Source organism: Streptomyces sp. NPDC053755 (genome assembly GCF_040677675.1).
Classification (GTDB): Bacteria; Actinomycetota; Actinomycetes; order Streptomycetales; family Streptomycetaceae; genus Streptomyces.
This window is the reverse complement of the sequence record NZ_JBFASK010000023.1, coordinates 108,998-123,866: the sequence shown is the minus strand read 5'-3', so window position 1 is coordinate 123,866 and position 14,869 is coordinate 108,998. Positions and strand designations below refer to the sequence as shown.

The window sequence follows — 14,869 nt, the reverse complement described above, 5'->3', positions numbered from 1 at the left end:
GGAGGACCTCGGCTGGTTCGTCGTCGACAACCTGCCGCCCGCGCTGATCCCCTCCCCGACGGGAGCGGGGCACGACGCCCCGGCCGCGCGGCGAGGCGCCCCGGCCGCCGTTCGCTAGGCCGCCTCCGCCGTCGCAGGGGCGTCCTTCACCGGCTGGACGCCCAGGTCCCGCATCAGGGCGTGGGCGGCGCGGCGGCCGGAGAAGAGGGCGCCCTGGGGTGTCCCGGTGTCGCGGTGGTCGCCGCAGACGTAGAGCCCCGAGAGCAGACGCACCGGACGGCGCGGGTCGTGGGGCGGCGGCATCGCGGGGAAGGCGTCGGCGGTGTGCCGCAGGGCCAGCAGCTCCCACTCGTCCGTCGACGTGCCGTACAGCGTGGCGAGGTGCTTGCGGGCCCGGCGCTCGACGTCGTCCGGCGGGGTGCCCAGGATGGTCGAGGTGACCAGCACCCGCCCCGAGGGCGCGCGCAGCGGGTCGACCGCGCTCATCACCGCCGTGTGCGCCACCGGACCGCCGGGGTCGGACTCCAGGAGCAGGAGCGGGTGGGCCAGCGGCGCCGCGGGCGCGGTGTGGTGGACCACCGTGGCCGCGTGGAAGCGAGGCGTCCGCAGACCCGGCAGCAGCTCGGCGGCGGTCCGCGCCCCGGTCGCCAGGACGACCGACCGGCAGCCGAACTCCCCGTGCTCCGCCGTCGCCACCCTGGTGATCGAGACCTCGGTGACCCGGACACCCGTCCGGACCGTCCCGGGCGGCAGCGACGCGGCCAGCAGCTCGGGCAGCGCTCCCGACCCGCCCTGCGGCACACACAGCCGGCCCCGGGCGAACGACCGCAGCGTGGGATCGGCGACCCGGCTCGACATGGCGAGATCGGGGTCGCCCAGGAGCGCGGCCAGCAGCGGGCGCAGGAAGCCCTGGACGGTACGGGCGGGCAGCCGGGCGTTCAGCGTCTCGCGGGCGGTCCGCTCCGGCCGGGTCGCCAGCCGCTGCGCGGGCGTGGCGGCGAGCCGGGCCAGCGTGGCCCCCAGCCGCGCGTGGTCGAGGGACGCGGCCGCCTGACGGGGGGCGCTCGCGAGGGCGCGCGCCATGGTGAACGCCCCTCGCATGCTCCCCGTCCCGCCGCTCCTGACGTACCGTCCGTCGCTGTGGACCAGGGCCCCCGGCGCGAACGGACGCAGGACGGCGCCGTCGAGCCCCGGGGTGCGGCGCAGTTCCGGGTACGACAGGGTCAGCAGCGGGCCGAGGCGGTCGAGCCGGAAGCCGTCGACCTCGTCGGTGACCATCCGACCGCCCACCCGCTCGGCGGCCTCCAGGACCGTGACGGAGAGCCCCGCTCTGGTCAGCCGGTGTGCCGCGGCGAGCCCCGCGATCCCCGCTCCGACGATGACGACGTCCGTCACGACGTCCGTGTGGTGCGCATGGCGTGCGGTACTGAGCACGTGCCCCTCCCCGGGTCGGCGCGGCTGGTGGGAGGCTCATGCCCCCAACAGGCCCCCGGAATGCCCCGGTTCGGGTCCACGGTTCGTCGTGTGGCCGTGGGGGGCATTCAGGGGCCGTCCAGCCTAGGCACCACTCCGCCGGATGCCAGCCGCGCGCACCGGGGTGCACGCAGCACAGGGTGGCGCACACCCCGCGCCTCCCCGGCCACGGCCCGGTCCGGTGCCGTGCCGGACCGCGACGCCCCGGGTCACGAGGGCCCGCGCTCGGCCGGGTCCTGGGGCTCCGCGCCGCGACGGCCCGTCAGGCCGCCGCGCGGATCGAGTCGTCGATCGTCGGGAAGGCGAATTCGAACCCCGACTCCAACAGCCTCACGGGCAGCACCCGCTGACTCCCCAGCACGTCCTCCGCGAAGTCGCCCAGGACCGCCCTCAGGGCCGACGCCGGCACCGGCAGCAGCGTCGGGCGGCGCAGGACGCGGCCCATCGCCGCCGTCACCTCCCGGTTGGTGACCGGCTCGGGGGCCGTCAGGTTCACCGGTCCCGCGAGGGAGTCGGTGTCGATCAGGTGGCGCAGGGCGGCCACCTCGTCGTGCAGCGAGATGAAGCTCCAGTACTGCCGGCCGTCGCCCATCCGGCCGCCGATCCCGGCGCGGAAGACGGGGAACAGCCGCCCCCACGCCCCACCCTCGCGGGCCACCACCAGGCCCGTGCGGGCGTAGGCGACCCGGATGCCTGCCTCCTCGGCGGGAGCCGCCGCGGCCTCCCACTCCACGCACACCGACGGCAGGAAGCCCTCGCCCGCCGGAGCGCTCTCGTCCACCGCGCGCGGGCCCGTGTCGCCGTAGTAGCCCAGGGCCGTCCCGCACACCAGGACCTTCGGCGGCTCCGCCAGCGAGGCGAGCGCCTGGGAGATCGCCGTCGTGCCGAGCACACGGCTGTCGCGGATCTCCTTGCGGTACGCCTCGGTCCAGCGGCGCTCGCCGACCCCGGCTCCCGCCAGATGCACGACGGCGTCCACCCCGACGAGTCCGGCGGCGTCGACGTACAGCCGCGCGGGGTCCCACTCGACCTCGTCCGCCGTCCGGGCCGGCCGCCGTACCAGACGGGAGACGTGGTGGCCGTCGGCGCGCAGGGAGCGCACGAGGGCCGAGCCGATGAGTCCGGAGGCGCCGGTGACCGCGATACGGGAGCGTTGCATGGGGCCATCCTGCCCTTCCGGGGCCCCGCGTGGCACAGTGGCGGCCATGGCCGTTCCTCATGAGTCGCCGCAGACGCAGATCAAAACGCCGACCGGGATACGCATTCGCCCCGCCCTCGCGGAGGACGGCGAGACCCTCGGGGAGCTGGACCGCGCCACCTGGTCGCCCCTGCACGCCGTGCAGCCCGCGCCCACGCCTCCGTACGGCCCCTTCTTCGACGACCGAAGCCGTCCGGAGGACCATCTCGTCGCCGAGGACGGCGGGGTCGTCGTCGGCTATCTGAAGCTCGGGCGGCCGACCCCGCTCGCCTGCAACACCCACGTCCGCCAGATCCAGGGCCTCGCCGTTTCCGCGCACGCCCGCGGCCGGGGTGTGGCCCGTGCGCTGCTGCGCGCCGCCATGGCGGAGACGGTGCGGCAGGGCGGCCGGAGGATCACCCTGCGGGTGCTCGGCCACAACGCGCCGGCCCGCGCCCTCTACGCCTCCGAGGGCTTCGCGGTCGAGGGCGTGCTGCCCGAGGAGTTCCTCCTGGACGGCCGTTACGTCGACGACGTGTTCATGGGGCGCTCCCTGGCTCCGTGACGGCGGGCCGTCCCAGCAGCCGCATCCCGCCCCCCAGCTCCCGCAGACACCGCACCGCGAGCGCGGCCGGCGAGCCCTCGCCGCGTACCGGAGCGTCCGTCTCCGCCCAGGTCTCCAGGGCGATGCGGATCGCGTCCGTCGCGGCCGCCGCGGCGAGGCGCACCTCCAGGGGGTCCGCGTCCGGCCCGGCGAGCGCCGCGACGACGGGCCGGAGCCGTTCCTCGGAGTCCTGGTTGACCCGGTACCAGACCGCCCGCAGCGCGGCGTCCTCCCCAGCCGCGCGCAGCAGACCGCGGGTCCGGCGCAGACCCTCGGCGGCCTCGTCGTCGGCCGCCGCGAGGGCCTCGGCGACGGACCGCTCCAGCGCGTCGGGCAGCCCGGCGTCCGGCCCGGCCGCCGCCAGCCGCTCCCGCCAGAGGTCCGCGCCGCCGGCCAGGAGCGGGGCCACGGCGTCCTGCTTGGAACGGAAGTAGCGGTAGAAGGTGCGCAGGGCGACCCCGGCCCGCAGGGCGATGTCCTCGGCCGTCGTCCCGTCGGGGCCGCGCTCGGTGAAGAGCTCGGCGGCGGCGTGGGCGATGTCGAGCTGGGTGGCCGCCTTGCGGCGCTCCGTCAGCGAGGGGGGCTTGATGCTCACGCGCGCAAGCGTACGCCCGCCCTTGCCGAAGAGGCATGCAGTGCACTCATGGCAAAACGTGCCACTAAGGCGTACGGTGTCTCGCGAAGAGCCGCGAGGAAGCCCCAGCGAGAGGTCGGGTCGGGACATGAACCGCTACGAAGGACGCCGTGCGCTGGTCACCGGCGGAGGCTCCGGCATCGGCCAGGCCACCGCGCTGCGCATGCTCGCCGAGGGCGGCCGCGTCGTCGCCGCCGACATCAGCCAGGCCGGGCTCCAGGACACCCTCGCACGGGCCGGAGCCGACGCGGACCGTCTGACGACCCTCGTCGTCGACGTCGCCGACGAGACCTCGGTGCGCGAGGGCGTCGCCGCCGCCGTCGCGGCGCTCGGCGGTCTCGACGTCCTGGTCAACGCGGCAGGGATCCTGCGCTCGTCCCACACCCACGAGACGAGCCTCGACTCCTTCGAGCGGGTGCTCCGGATCAACCTCACCGGCACCTTCCTGGTGATCCGCGAGGCGATACCCGCGCTCCTCGACGGCCACGGCTCCGCCGTCGTGAACTTCTCGTCCACCTCGGCGATGTTCGCCCACCCGTACATGGCCGCCTACGCCGCCAGCAAGGGCGGCATCCAGTCCATGACCCACGCACTGGCCGCCGAGTACGCCAGGCGGGGCATCCGCTTCACCGCCGTCCAGCCCGGCTCCATCTCCTCCGGCATGACCGACGGCACCGGAGCCAGCCGGCAGAGCGTCGGCCCCGGCCTTCCGGAGGACGCCGACCTCTCCCTCTTCGCGAAGCTCGCCCCCGCGCTCGGCCACGGCTTCGCCGGGCCCGAGACGGTGGCCGGGGTCGTCGCCATGCTGGCGAGCGAGGACGGCCGCTTCATCACCGGCACCGAGGTCCGCATCGACGGCGGCACCCACTTCTGACACCCGCCGCCGGCTCCGGGCGCCCCGGCGCCATGAGCAGGACACCCCCTAGGACCCGAAGCGCTCCCACAGCCTCGGGTAGCGCGCCGCGAGCACCGCGTCGTCCGCCAGGTCGACCGGGCTGCCCTCCGGCTCGGCCGGCTGCGGCGGAATCCCGAGATCCGGCGCCTCCGCGCCGGTGAGCTGTTCGTACGCCTCGTCCGCCGCGTACCCCAGCTCCTCGCCGTCCCCGTCGATCTCCTCGTCGAACTCGTCGAGCAGCTCGGCCAGCGCGTCCGGATCGTGCACCGCCCCCTCGAAGACCTCACGCCCCTGGCCGATCAGCCAGCAGCGGAAGTAGTCGAAGGCGTCGTCGCCGGCTCCGTCGAGCAGCACCGCCGCCGCGCCCCACAGGTCCCAGCGGTACGCGCGGTTGTAGCGGGCCTCGAAGTGACGGGCGAAGTCGAGCACGGAGTCGGGGTCGAACTGCAACAGCCGTTCGACGAGCAGGTCGGCATGGTCCTCGGGGTCGCCCTCGGCGGCCTCGCGGGTGGAGTCGATGATCTCCCAGAACTCCGTCTCGTCCATCACGGGACCAGCATCGGCCTTCGCGGAGGGCGACGCACCCCGAAACGGCCGAATCAAACCCGACAGAGGATGTCGTACTTTCCTGCCATGGTCGTTTCCATGACGACTGAAACGAAGCCGCTCGCCGGCAGGATCGCACTGGTCGCGGGCGCCACCCGGGGCGCGGGCCGCGCCATCGCCGTACAGCTGGGCACCGCCGGCGCCACCGTGTACGTCACCGGCCGCACCACCCGGACGAAGGTCAGCGAGGTCAACCGGCCCACCGAGACCATCGAGGAGACGGCCGAGCTGGTGACGGCCGCCGGCGGCGAGGGCATCGCCGTGGTCACGGACCACCTGGAGGTGGAGCAGGTACGGGCCCTGGTCGCCCGGATCGACCGGGACCAGGGCCGCCTCGACGTCCTCGTCAACGACGTCTGGGGCGGCGAGCACCTCCTCGTCCCCGCCTTCGGGAAGAAGATCTGGGAGACCGACCTCGACAGCGGCCTGCGCATGCTGGAACTCGGCGTGAAGACCCACGTCATCACCAGCGCGGTCGCTCTGCCGCTGCTCGTCCGGCACCCGGGCGGCCTCGTCGTGGAGGTGACGGACGGGACCGCCGCGTACAACGCCCGCTTCCGGGAGAACTTCTTCTACGACCTCACCAAGAACGCGCCGCTGCGCATGGCGTACGCCCTCGCGCACGACCTGAAGGAGGCCGGCGGGACGGCGGTGGCGCTCACCCCGGGGTGGCTGCGTTCCGAGCAGATGCTGGACCACTTCGGCGTCACCGAGGCGAACTGGCGCGACGCCGTCGAGAAGCTCCCCGACTTCGCCGTCGCCGAGTCCCCCGTCTACGTCGGCCGCGCGGTCGCCGCCCTGGCCGCCGACCCCGAGCGGGCCCGCTGGAACGGGCAGTCACTCTCCAGCGCACAGCTCGCCAAGGAGTACGGCTTCACGGACGCGGACGGCTCACGGCCGGACGCCTGGGCCTTCATCACGGCCAAGGAGGCCGGCGAGGACGTGAGCGTGGAGGACTACCGCTAGAACCGCGGGCCGTACGAGCGGCGACCAGGGCGTGTTTCGAAAGTCCCACCTGACCCGCGACGCCTGGCACGCACGCACGCTCGCGTACGTGGTCGGGGTCGTCCACGTACGTCCGGTACGAGGGCGACCCTCCGCCTTGCGATCGCACGCACCGGACGCCGCGGGGCCCGCCCTCCGGGCGGACGGCGCTACCTTCGGAACACGCCCTGGCCGTAGAGCGCCGCCAGGCGCCCGGCCGCCTCCGCGAAACGCGCCCGCAGCGGCGCCGGTTCAAGGACCTCGGCCTCCGCGCCCAGGCTCAGCAGCTGGGAGAAGGCGACCTCGTCGTTCTCCACGCGGAGCCTGGCCGTCACGAAACCGGCGTCGTCGCGGGCCGCGGAGGCCAGCGCCTCGTGCGCCGCCGCCCGGTCCGTGACGTGCGGGAGCGCCCGGGCGCCGGCGGGGGAGAGGCGCAGGACCACCTCCGCCCGCAGCAGGGACCGGGCGAACTCCGCCGAGCGCTCCTCCCAGAACGCGGCCAGGTCGAAGCCCTCGTCCCGGACGAAACGCTCCTCGCCGACCGAGACCGCCGTGAAGCGGTCCACCCGGTACGTACGGAAGGAGGCCCCGGCCCGGGCGCAGAGGTACCAGGTCCCCGCCTTCAGGACGAGCCCGTGCGGCGCCAGCTCGCGCGCGACCTCGCCGTCCCCGCGCCGGTAGCGCGCCGCGACCGTCCGGTCGTCCCAGACCGCCTCCGCGATCGCCGGCAGCAGCTCGGGCGTCTCGGGCTCCTGCCACCATCCCGGCGCGTCGAGGAGGAACCGCCGCGCCGCCGACTCCGGGGCGTCCCGCAGCGAGGGCAGCAGCGCCGCCGACACCTTGAGCCGGGCCGCGGAGGCCGCGTCGCCGAGCCCCATGTCCCGCAGGGCGCCCGGCAGACCGGACAGGAACAGCGCCTCCGCCTCGCCCCGGGCCAGGCCCGTCAGCCGGGTGCGGTAACCGCCGACCAGCCGGTAGCCACCGGCCCGCCCTCGGTCCGCATACACCGGAACCCCCGCCTCCGAGAGGGCGAGGGCATCACGGGTGATGGTGCGTTCGGACACTTCCAGCTCCTCGGCCAGTTCGGCCGCCGTCATCGACGGACGGGACTGGAGCAGCAGCACCATCTTGATCAGCCGGGCAGCGCGCATGACACGCATTCTGCCCGGCCGACCTTGCGTGGCTCAGAGGCCGTAGCGCTCGCGCGCCTCCTTCACCGCGGAGGCCGGGACCTCGCCGCGGTGGGCGAGCCGGGCCAGGGCCGCCACCACGATCGACTGGGCGTCGACACCGAAGTGCCGGCGGGCCGCCGCACGGGTGTCGGACAGACCGAAGCCGTCCGCGCCGAGCGAGGAGTAGTCCTGCTCGACCCACTGCGCGATCTGGTCGGGGACCTGTCGCATGTAGTCCGACACCGCGAGGACCGGGGAGTCGACGCCTTCGAGCGCCCGGCGGATGTACGGGACCCGCTCCTCGCCGCGCAGCAGCGCGGCGTCGGCCTCCAGCGCGTCGCGCCGCAGCTCGGTCCAGGACGTCGCGGACCACACGTCGGCGCCCACACCCCACTCCGCGGCCAGCAGCTTCTGCGCCTCCAGCGCCCAGTGGATGGCCGTGCCGGAGGAGAGCAGCTGGATCCGCGCGGCGTTCGCGGGAAGGTCGCAACCGGCCGACTCCGCGGTGTTGAAGCGGTAGAGGCCCTTGATGATGCCCTCGTCGACCCCGGCCGGCTTGGCGGGCTGCGGCATGGGCTCGTTGTAGACGGTGAGGTAGTAGAAGACGTCCCGGTCCTCGCCCTCGGCGGCCTCGCCGTACATCCGGCGCAGACCCTCCTTGACGATCGCCGCGACCTCGTAGGCGAACGCCGGGTCGTAGGTCAGGGCGGCCGGGTTCGTCGCCGCGATCACCGGGGAGTGGCCGTCCGCGTGCTGCAGGCCCTCACCGGTCAGCGTCGTACGGCCCGCGGTGGCGCCGACGAGGAAGCCGCGGCCGAGCTGGTCGCCGAGCTGCCACATCTGGTCGGCGGTGCGCTGCCAGCCGAACATCGAGTAGAAGATGTAGAACGGGATCATCGCCTCGCCGTGCGTCGCGTACGACGAGGAGGCGGCGATGAAGTCGGCCATGGACCCGGCCTCGGTGATCCCCTCGTTGAGGATCTGGCCGTTGACGGCCTCCTTGTAGTACATCAGCTGGTCGCGGTCGACCGGCTCGTACGTCTGGCCCTTCGGCGAGTAGATGCCGAGCGACGGGAAGAGCGACTCCATGCCGAAGGTCCGGGCCTCGTCCGGGACGATCGGGACCCAGCGCTTGCCGGTCTCCTTGTCGCGGACCAGGTCCTTGACCAGGCGGACGAACGCCATGGTGGTCGCCACCGACTGCGAGCCGGATCCCTTGTCGAAGGCGGTGAAGGCCTTCTCCGCCGGGGCGGGCAGCGGGGCCAGGGGCTGCGTGCGGCGGGCCGGTGCCGGGCCGCCGAGGGCCGCGCGGCGCTCCTGGAGGTAGCGGACCTCGGGGGCGTCCGCGCCGGGGTGACCGTAGGGGACCACACCGTCGACGAACTGGGCGTCCGAGATCGGCAGCTCCAGCAGGTCGCGCATGTTCTTGAACTCGTCCACCGAGAGCTTCTTCATCTGGTGGTTCGCGTTCTTGGAGGCGAAGCCCTCGCCGAGGGTGAAGCCCTTCACCGTCTGCGCGAGGATCACCGTGGGCGCGCCCTTGAACTCCAGGGCGGCCTTGTACGCGGCGTACACCTTGCGCGGCTCGTGTCCACCGCGCGAGAGGTGGAAGCACTCCAGGATCTTGTCGTCGCTCAGCAGCTTCGCCATCTCCACGAGCGCCGGGTCGGAGCCGAAGAAGTCCTGGCGGATGTAGGCGGCGTCGCGGGTCTGGTACGTCTGCACCTGCGCGTCCGGGACCTCGCGGAGGCGGCGGACGAGGGCGCCGGTGGTGTCGAGCCGGAACAGCTCGTCCCAGGCATTGCCCCAGAGCGACTTCACGACGTTCCAGCCGGCGCCGCGGAACTGGGCCTCCAGCTCCTGGACGATCTTGAAATTGGCGCGGACCGGGCCGTCGAGGCGCTGCAGGTTGCAGTTGATGACGAAGGTCAGGTTGTCCAGGCCCTCGCGGGCGGCGAGCGCGAGGGCCGCCGTCGACTCGGGCTCGTCCATCTCGCCGTCGCCGAGGAACGCCCACACGTGGGAGGCGGAGACGTCCTTGATGGAGCGGTTGGTGAGGTACCGGTTGAAGCGCGCCTGGTAGATGGCGGAGAGCGGGCCCAGACCCATGGAGACGGTCGGGAACTCCCACAGCCACGGGAGGCGGCGCGGGTGCGGGTAGGAGGGCAGGCCCTGGCCGCCGGACTCCTGCCGGAAGTTGTCGAGGTGCGCCTCGGTGAGGCGGCCGTCGAGGAAGGCGCGGGCGTAGATGCCCGGGGAGGCGTGGCCCTGGATGTAGAGCTGGTCGCCCGAGCCGTCCTGCTCCTTGCCCTTGAAGAAGTGGTTGAAGCCCGTCTCGTACAGCCAGGCCGCCGAGGCGAAGGTGGCGATGTGGCCGCCGACGCCGTGCTTGGCGCCGCGGGAGACCATGGCGGCCGCGTTCCAGCGGTTCCAGGCGGTGATCCTCCGCTCCATCTCCTCGTCGCCGTCGACGGCCGGCTCCGCGGAGGTGGGGATGGTGTTGACGTAGTCCGTCTCCAGCAGCTTGGGCAGGGCCAGGCCCGCGCCCTCGGCATGCTGGAGCGTGCGGCGCATCAGGTAGGCGGCCCGATGGGGGCCGGCGGCCTTGGTGACGGCGTCGAGGGAGGCCGCCCACTCGGCGGTCTCCTCGGTGTCACGGTCCGGGAGCTGGTCGAGCTCACTCGGATTCTTGCCTACGGGATCGGTCATGATCGCCGCCTTCCGGACAGATGGGGGTGGAGAAGGGGTGCCTTGTCTGGCAGGACAGGGCGAAGGGCCGGGGTGCGGCCCGCCGAAGACTGTAATCCGACGATCGATGATCGATCAAAGGGTTGAAGGGGAAAACCTCTTCAGATCGAGAAAGTCGGCACAGGGTGCCGCGAAAGGGGGCACCGGGTGCCTTGTTTCCGCAGGTGAGGGGCGGGATCGAAGAGCCGTTTGAGAGGCCGATCGCACAAACGAGCGGACCCGCCGGGGGCGGATCCGCTCGTCACGAGAGAGGGCTCGGGGCTCGGTGGCCCGGGGGTCAGGCCCGGGGCGCGCAGCCCAGCACGTGCGCCTTGACCATCGCCCCGATGTTCGGATCGCCCCGGCGGAACGCCTCCACCAGCTCCTGGTGCTCCTCCGCGTACGACTTCTGGACCGTGCCCAGCCAGCGGATCGACAGGGCCGTGAAGACCTCGATGCCCAGGCCCTCCCAGGTGTGCAGCAGCACGCCGTTCCCCGCGGCCTTCACCAGCTCCCGGTGGAAGGCCACGGTGTGCCGCACCTGCGCCGTCCCGTCGGCCGTCCGGTCCGCCTCGTACAGCGCCGTCACGTGCGGCTCCAGAGCCGAGCAGTCGGCCGCCAGACGGGTCGCCGCCAGCTCCGCCGCGATCTGCTCGAGACCGGCCCGGACGGGGTAGCTCTCCTCCAGGTCGGCAGCCGTGAGGTTCCGTACCCGCACGCCCTTGTTCGGGGCCGACTCGATCAGCCGCAGCGACTCCAGCTCGCGCAGCGCCTCCCGTACCGGGGTCTGGCTGACCTCCAGCTCGGTCGCGATGCGCCGCTCCACGATCCGCTCGCCCGGCTTCCAGCGGCCGCTGACGATGCCCTCCACGATGTGCTCGCGGATCTGTTCGCGCAGCGAGTGGACGACGGGCACGCTCATGAAGCCGCTCCTTAGGGACGTGCTGACGCCTATGACAATACGGCGGCGCCCCTGCCGGGAGTACTCCCGAACAGGGGCGCCGCTGGTGAGCCTTGTTACAGCTCGGTAGCTTGCCTACAGGCCGAGCTCCACCTCGAACTCGCCGGCCTCCAGGATCTGCTTGACCGCGGTCAGGTAGCGGGCGGCGTCGGCGCCGTCCACCAGACGGTGGTCGTAGGAGAGCGCGACGTACGTCATGTCGCGGATCGCGATCGTCTCACCCAGGTCGGGGTGGTTCACGACGACCGGACGACGGACCGTGGCACCGATGCCCAGGATGGCGACCTGGTTCGGCGGAACGATGATCGTGTCCCACAGCGCGCCGCGCGAGCCGGTGTTGGAGATCGTGAAGGTCGCACCGGAGAGCTCGTCCGGCGTGATCTTGTTGCCGCGGACCTTGCCCGCCAGCTCGGCGGTGGCCTTCGCGATGCCGGCGATGTTCAGGCCGCCCGCACCCTTGATGACCGGCGTCATCAGACCCTTCTCGGAGTCCACGGCGATGCCGATGTTCTCCGAGTCGAAGTACGTGATGGTGCCCTCGTCCTCGTTGATCCGGGCGTTGATGACCGGGAAGGCCTTCAGCGCCTGGGCCGCCGCCTTCACGAAGAACGGCATCGGGGACAGCTTGACGCCCTCACGGGCCGCGAACGAGTCCTTCGCGGCGGCGCGCAGACGCATCAGCTTGGTGATGTCGACCTCGACGACCGAGGTCAGCTGGGCCTGGCCGTGCAGCGCCTTCATCATGTTGTCGCCGATGACCTTGCGCATGCGAGGCATCTTGACGGTCTGGCCACGAAGGGGAGACGCCTCAAGGGCCGGGGTCGTCGGCGCGGCGGCGGCCGGGGCGGCCGGAGCCGGAGCGGCCTTCTTCGCCTCGGCGGCCGCGATGACGTCCTGCTTGCGGATACGGCCGCCGACGCCCGTGCCCTTGACGGCCGCCAGGTCGACACCGTTCTCGGTGGCGAGCTTGCGGACCAGCGGGGTCACGTAGGCACCGTCCTCCGCCGGCTGAGCGGCGGCGGGGGCCGGAGCCGGAGCCTGGGCGGCGGGGGCCGGAGCGGTCGGTGCCGGGGCCGCGGCCGGAGCGGCGGGGGCCGGAGCCGGAGCCTGGGCGGCGGGCGCCGGAGCCGGAGCCGCGGGAGCGGCAGGGGCGGCCGGGGCCGGAGCCGCGGGAGCGGCCGGGGCCGGGGCCGGAGCCGCGGGAGCCTCGGCGGCCGGAGCCGGGGCGGCGGCCGGAGCCGGGGCGGACGGAGCGGCACCCGCGGCACCGATGACGGCCAGCTTGGCGCCGACCTCGGCGGTCTCGTCCTCGCCGACGACGATCTCCAGGAGAACGCCGGAGGAGGGGGCGGGGATCTCGGTGTCGACCTTGTCCGTGGACACCTCGAGCAGCGGCTCGTCGGCGTCGACGGAGTCGCCGACCGACTTCAGCCAGCGGGTGACGGTGCCCTCGGTCACGGACTCGCCGAGCGCCGGAAGCACGACGTCGGTGCCCTCGGCCGAACCGCCGCCGGACGTGGCCTCGGCCGTGGGAGCCGGAGCCGGGGCCTCGACGTCCGTGGACGGGGTGGTCTGCGGCGCCGGGGCCGGGGCCTCCTGCTGCGGGGCCTCGGCCGGAGCCTCGGCCTGGGCGGGCTCCGCCTGAGCCGGCTCGGCGGCCGCGGAGGCACCCGAACCGTCGTCGATGACGGCCAGCTCGGCGCCGACCTCGACCGTCTCGTCCTCGGCCACCTTGATGGAGGACAGAACACCCGACGCGGGGGCGGGGATCTCGGTGTCGACCTTGTCGGTCGAGACCTCGAGCAGCGGCTCGTCGGCCTCGACGCGCTCGCCCTCGGCCTTGAGCCAGCGGGTGACGGTGCCCTCGGTGACGCTCTCGCCGAGCGCCGGCAGGGTTACGGAAACCGGCATGGTTTCAGTTGCTCCTAACGAATTGCGGAAAGTGGTCGTCGCGCCCGTTGATGACGTGAGCGTCAGTCGTGGGAGTGGAGAGGCTTGCCGGCCAGGGCCAGGTGAGCCTCGCCGAGCGCCTCGTTCTGCGTCGGGTGGGCGTGGATGAGCTGCGCGACCTCCGCCGGCAGCGCCTCCCAGTTGTAGATCAGCTGCGCTTCGCCGACCTGCTCGCCCATGCGGTCACCGACCATGTGGACGCCGACCACGGCACCGTCCTTGACCTGCACGAGCTTGATCTCGCCCGCGGTCTTCAGGATCTTGCTCTTGCCGTTGCCCGCGAGGTTGTACTTCAGGGCGACGACCTTGTCCGCGCCGTAGATCTCCTTGGCCTTCGCCTCGGTGATACCGACGGAGGCGACCTCGGGGTGGCAGTACGTCACCCGCGGCACGCCGTCGTAGTCGATCGGGACGGTCTTCAGACCGGCCAGGCGCTCCGCCACCAGGATGCCCTCGGCGAAACCGACGTGCGCGAGCTGCAGCGTGGGGACCAGGTCGCCCACGGCCGAGATCGTCGGCACGTTGGTACGCATGTACTCGTCGACGAGGACGTAGCCGCGGTCCATCGCGACGCCCTGCTCCTCGTAGCCCAGACCCGAGGAGACCGGGCCGCGGCCGATCGCGACGAGCAGCACCTCCGCCTCGAAGGTCTTGCCGTCGGCGAGGGTCACCTTGACGCCGCTGTCGGTGTACTCGGCGGACTGGAAGAACGTGCCGAGGTTGAACTTGATGCCGCGCTTGCGGAAGGCGCGCTCGAGAAGCTTGGAGCTGTTCTCGTCCTCGACCGGGACCAGGTGCTTCAGGCCCTCGATGACCGTCACGTCGGTCCCGAAGGACTTCCACGCGGACGCGAACTCGACGCCGATGACACCGCCGCCGAGGATGATCGCGGACTCCGGGACACGGTCCAGGGTCAGCGCGTGGTCCGAGGAGATGATCCGGTTGCCGTCGATCTCCAGGCCCGGCAGCGACTTCGGTACGGAACCGGTCGCGAGGAGGACGTGCCGGCCCTCGACGCGGCGGCCGTCCACGTCGACGGAGGTCGGGGAGGAAAGGTGGCCGTGACCCTCGATGTATGTCACCTTGCGGGAGGCGACGAGACCCTGCAGACCCTTGTACAGGCCCGAGATCACGTCGTCCTTGTACTTGTGCACGGCCTTGATGTCGATGCCCTCGAAGGAGGCCTTGACACCGAACTGCTCCGCCTCACGGGCCTGGTCCGCGACCTCACCGGCGTGGAGCAGGGCCTTCGTGGGGATGCAGCCGTTGTGCAGGCAGGTGCCGCCGAGCTTGTTCTTCTCGATCAGTGCGACGTCCAGGCCCAGCTGCGCTCCGCGCAGCGCCGCGGCATAACCGCCGCTACCGCCGCCGAGGATCACTAGGTCGAAAACGGTGCTGGCGTCGTTCGCCACGTCACGTCCTCCATGCATGTGCGCCGGTCGCCGGCCTTCTCTGACCGGGCGGCGGCTGGTGTTCGGCCGCTTTTTATTCGGCCCTGTGGTGGGGGCCCTGTCCTGCCGAGAACCCATCTTCGCACTTGTTGCCGGAAGGCGGGACGCGGGGCCGGTCAGTGAGACCGCGGATCGCGTCCTTTTCCGCGGGCTCGGCTCTCGTCCGCCCCGGGCTCCGCTCGCCTCCGGGGCGCTTCGTGCGTCCGTCGACGGTCGATCGTGCTCGCCCGCTCCG

General features: G+C 72.7%; 12 protein-coding genes. 3 read left to right on the top strand and 9 right to left on the bottom strand.

The window, feature by feature from the left end:
* Positions 1-114: 114 nt before the first annotated feature.
* Both AB0K65_RS22240 and AB0K65_RS22235 read right to left on the bottom strand, forming a co-directional pair.
* Positions 115-1,434 (bottom strand): NAD(P)/FAD-dependent oxidoreductase, encoded by a 1,320-nt coding sequence (locus AB0K65_RS22240; protein ID WP_365719080.1) that lies wholly within the window; start codon positions 1,432-1,434, stop codon positions 115-117.
* A gap of 301 nt (positions 1,435-1,735) precedes the next feature.
* Positions 1,736-2,632, bottom strand: a complete 897-nt coding sequence (locus tag AB0K65_RS22235; RefSeq protein WP_365719078.1) for a TIGR01777 family oxidoreductase — start codon at positions 2,630-2,632, stop codon at positions 1,736-1,738.
* A 46-nt stretch (positions 2,633-2,678) separates the two neighbouring features.
* Between AB0K65_RS22235 and AB0K65_RS22230 the strand changes: the two genes are divergently transcribed.
* Entirely contained in the window at positions 2,679-3,215 is a 537-nt protein-coding gene (locus tag AB0K65_RS22230; protein ID WP_365719076.1) for a GNAT family N-acetyltransferase, read from the top strand.
* On the opposite strand, the gene AB0K65_RS22225 is transcribed toward AB0K65_RS22230, so the two are convergent.
* Entirely contained in the window at positions 3,190-3,849 is a 660-nt protein-coding gene (locus AB0K65_RS22225) for a TetR family transcriptional regulator (RefSeq protein ID WP_365719074.1), read from the bottom strand. The genes AB0K65_RS22230 and AB0K65_RS22225 overlap by 26 nt on opposite strands.
* A gap of 127 nt (positions 3,850-3,976) precedes the next feature.
* On the opposite strand from AB0K65_RS22225, the gene AB0K65_RS22220 reads away from it, so the two are divergent.
* Positions 3,977-4,762 carry an SDR family NAD(P)-dependent oxidoreductase gene (locus AB0K65_RS22220; RefSeq protein ID WP_365719072.1) on the top strand — a complete coding sequence of 262 codons (786 nt, stop codon included), beginning with the start codon at positions 3,977-3,979 and terminating at the stop codon, positions 4,760-4,762.
* A 48-nt stretch (positions 4,763-4,810) separates the two neighbouring features.
* Here AB0K65_RS22220 and AB0K65_RS22215 read toward each other — a convergent pair whose 3' ends face one another.
* Positions 4,811-5,329, bottom strand: coding sequence for a DUF4240 domain-containing protein (locus AB0K65_RS22215; protein WP_365719098.1), 519 nt, complete (start codon positions 5,327-5,329; stop codon positions 4,811-4,813).
* Positions 5,330-5,428: 99 nt separating this feature from the next.
* On the opposite strand from AB0K65_RS22215, the gene AB0K65_RS22210 reads away from it, so the two are divergent.
* Positions 5,429-6,355, top strand: a complete 927-nt coding sequence (locus AB0K65_RS22210; RefSeq protein WP_365719070.1) for an SDR family oxidoreductase — start codon at positions 5,429-5,431, stop codon at positions 6,353-6,355.
* Positions 6,356-6,543: 188 nt separating this feature from the next.
* Here the strand turns inward: AB0K65_RS22210 and AB0K65_RS22205 are convergent, their stop codons facing one another.
* The 5 genes from AB0K65_RS22205 to lpdA all read right to left on the bottom strand — a co-directional run bounded on the left by AB0K65_RS22205 (position 6,544) and on the right by lpdA (position 14,595).
* Positions 6,544-7,524 (bottom strand): WYL domain-containing protein, encoded by a 981-nt coding sequence (locus AB0K65_RS22205; RefSeq protein ID WP_365719068.1) that lies wholly within the window; start codon positions 7,522-7,524, stop codon positions 6,544-6,546.
* 33 nt (positions 7,525-7,557) lie between these two features.
* Positions 7,558-10,254: a pyruvate dehydrogenase (acetyl-transferring), homodimeric type gene (gene aceE / locus AB0K65_RS22200; protein WP_365719066.1), complete on the bottom strand. Its 2,697-nt coding sequence runs from the start codon at positions 10,252-10,254 to the stop codon at positions 7,558-7,560.
* Positions 10,255-10,570: 316 nt separating this feature from the next.
* Complete coding sequence (locus tag AB0K65_RS22195; protein ID WP_365719064.1) at positions 10,571-11,194, bottom strand: GntR family transcriptional regulator; 624 nt, start codon at positions 11,192-11,194, stop codon at positions 10,571-10,573.
* Positions 11,195-11,308: 114 nt separating this feature from the next.
* Positions 11,309-13,144, bottom strand: a complete 1,836-nt coding sequence (sucB, locus tag AB0K65_RS22190; RefSeq protein ID WP_365719062.1) for a 2-oxoglutarate dehydrogenase, E2 component, dihydrolipoamide succinyltransferase — start codon at positions 13,142-13,144, stop codon at positions 11,309-11,311.
* A gap of 62 nt (positions 13,145-13,206) precedes the next feature.
* Positions 13,207-14,595 (bottom strand): dihydrolipoyl dehydrogenase, encoded by a 1,389-nt coding sequence (gene lpdA, locus AB0K65_RS22185; RefSeq protein WP_356889003.1) that lies wholly within the window; start codon positions 14,593-14,595, stop codon positions 13,207-13,209.
* Between the last annotated feature and the right edge of the window lie 274 nt (positions 14,596-14,869).

Excerpts from the sequence above, each read along its gene's own strand:
- AB0K65_RS22235 (WP_365719078.1), bottom strand. The coding sequence starts at position 2,632 with ATGCAACGCTCCCGTATCGCGGTCACCGGCGCCTCCGGACTCATCGGC.
- AB0K65_RS22230 (WP_365719076.1), top strand. The coding sequence starts at position 2,679 with ATGGCCGTTCCTCATGAGTCGCCGCAGACGCAGATCAAAACGCCGACC.
- AB0K65_RS22220 (WP_365719072.1), top strand. The coding sequence starts at position 3,977 with ATGAACCGCTACGAAGGACGCCGTGCGCTGGTCACCGGCGGAGGCTCC.
- AB0K65_RS22215 (WP_365719098.1), bottom strand. The coding sequence starts at position 5,329 with ATGGACGAGACGGAGTTCTGGGAGATCATCGACTCCACCCGCGAGGCC.
- AB0K65_RS22210 (WP_365719070.1), top strand. The coding sequence starts at position 5,429 with ATGACGACTGAAACGAAGCCGCTCGCCGGCAGGATCGCACTGGTCGCG.
- AB0K65_RS22205 (WP_365719068.1), bottom strand. The coding sequence starts at position 7,524 with ATGCGCGCTGCCCGGCTGATCAAGATGGTGCTGCTGCTCCAGTCCCGT.
- aceE (WP_365719066.1), bottom strand. The coding sequence starts at position 10,254 with ATGACCGATCCCGTAGGCAAGAATCCGAGTGAGCTCGACCAGCTCCCG.
- AB0K65_RS22195 (WP_365719064.1), bottom strand. The coding sequence starts at position 11,194 with ATGAGCGTGCCCGTCGTCCACTCGCTGCGCGAACAGATCCGCGAGCAC.
- sucB (WP_365719062.1), bottom strand. The coding sequence starts at position 13,144 with ATGCCGGTTTCCGTAACCCTGCCGGCGCTCGGCGAGAGCGTCACCGAG.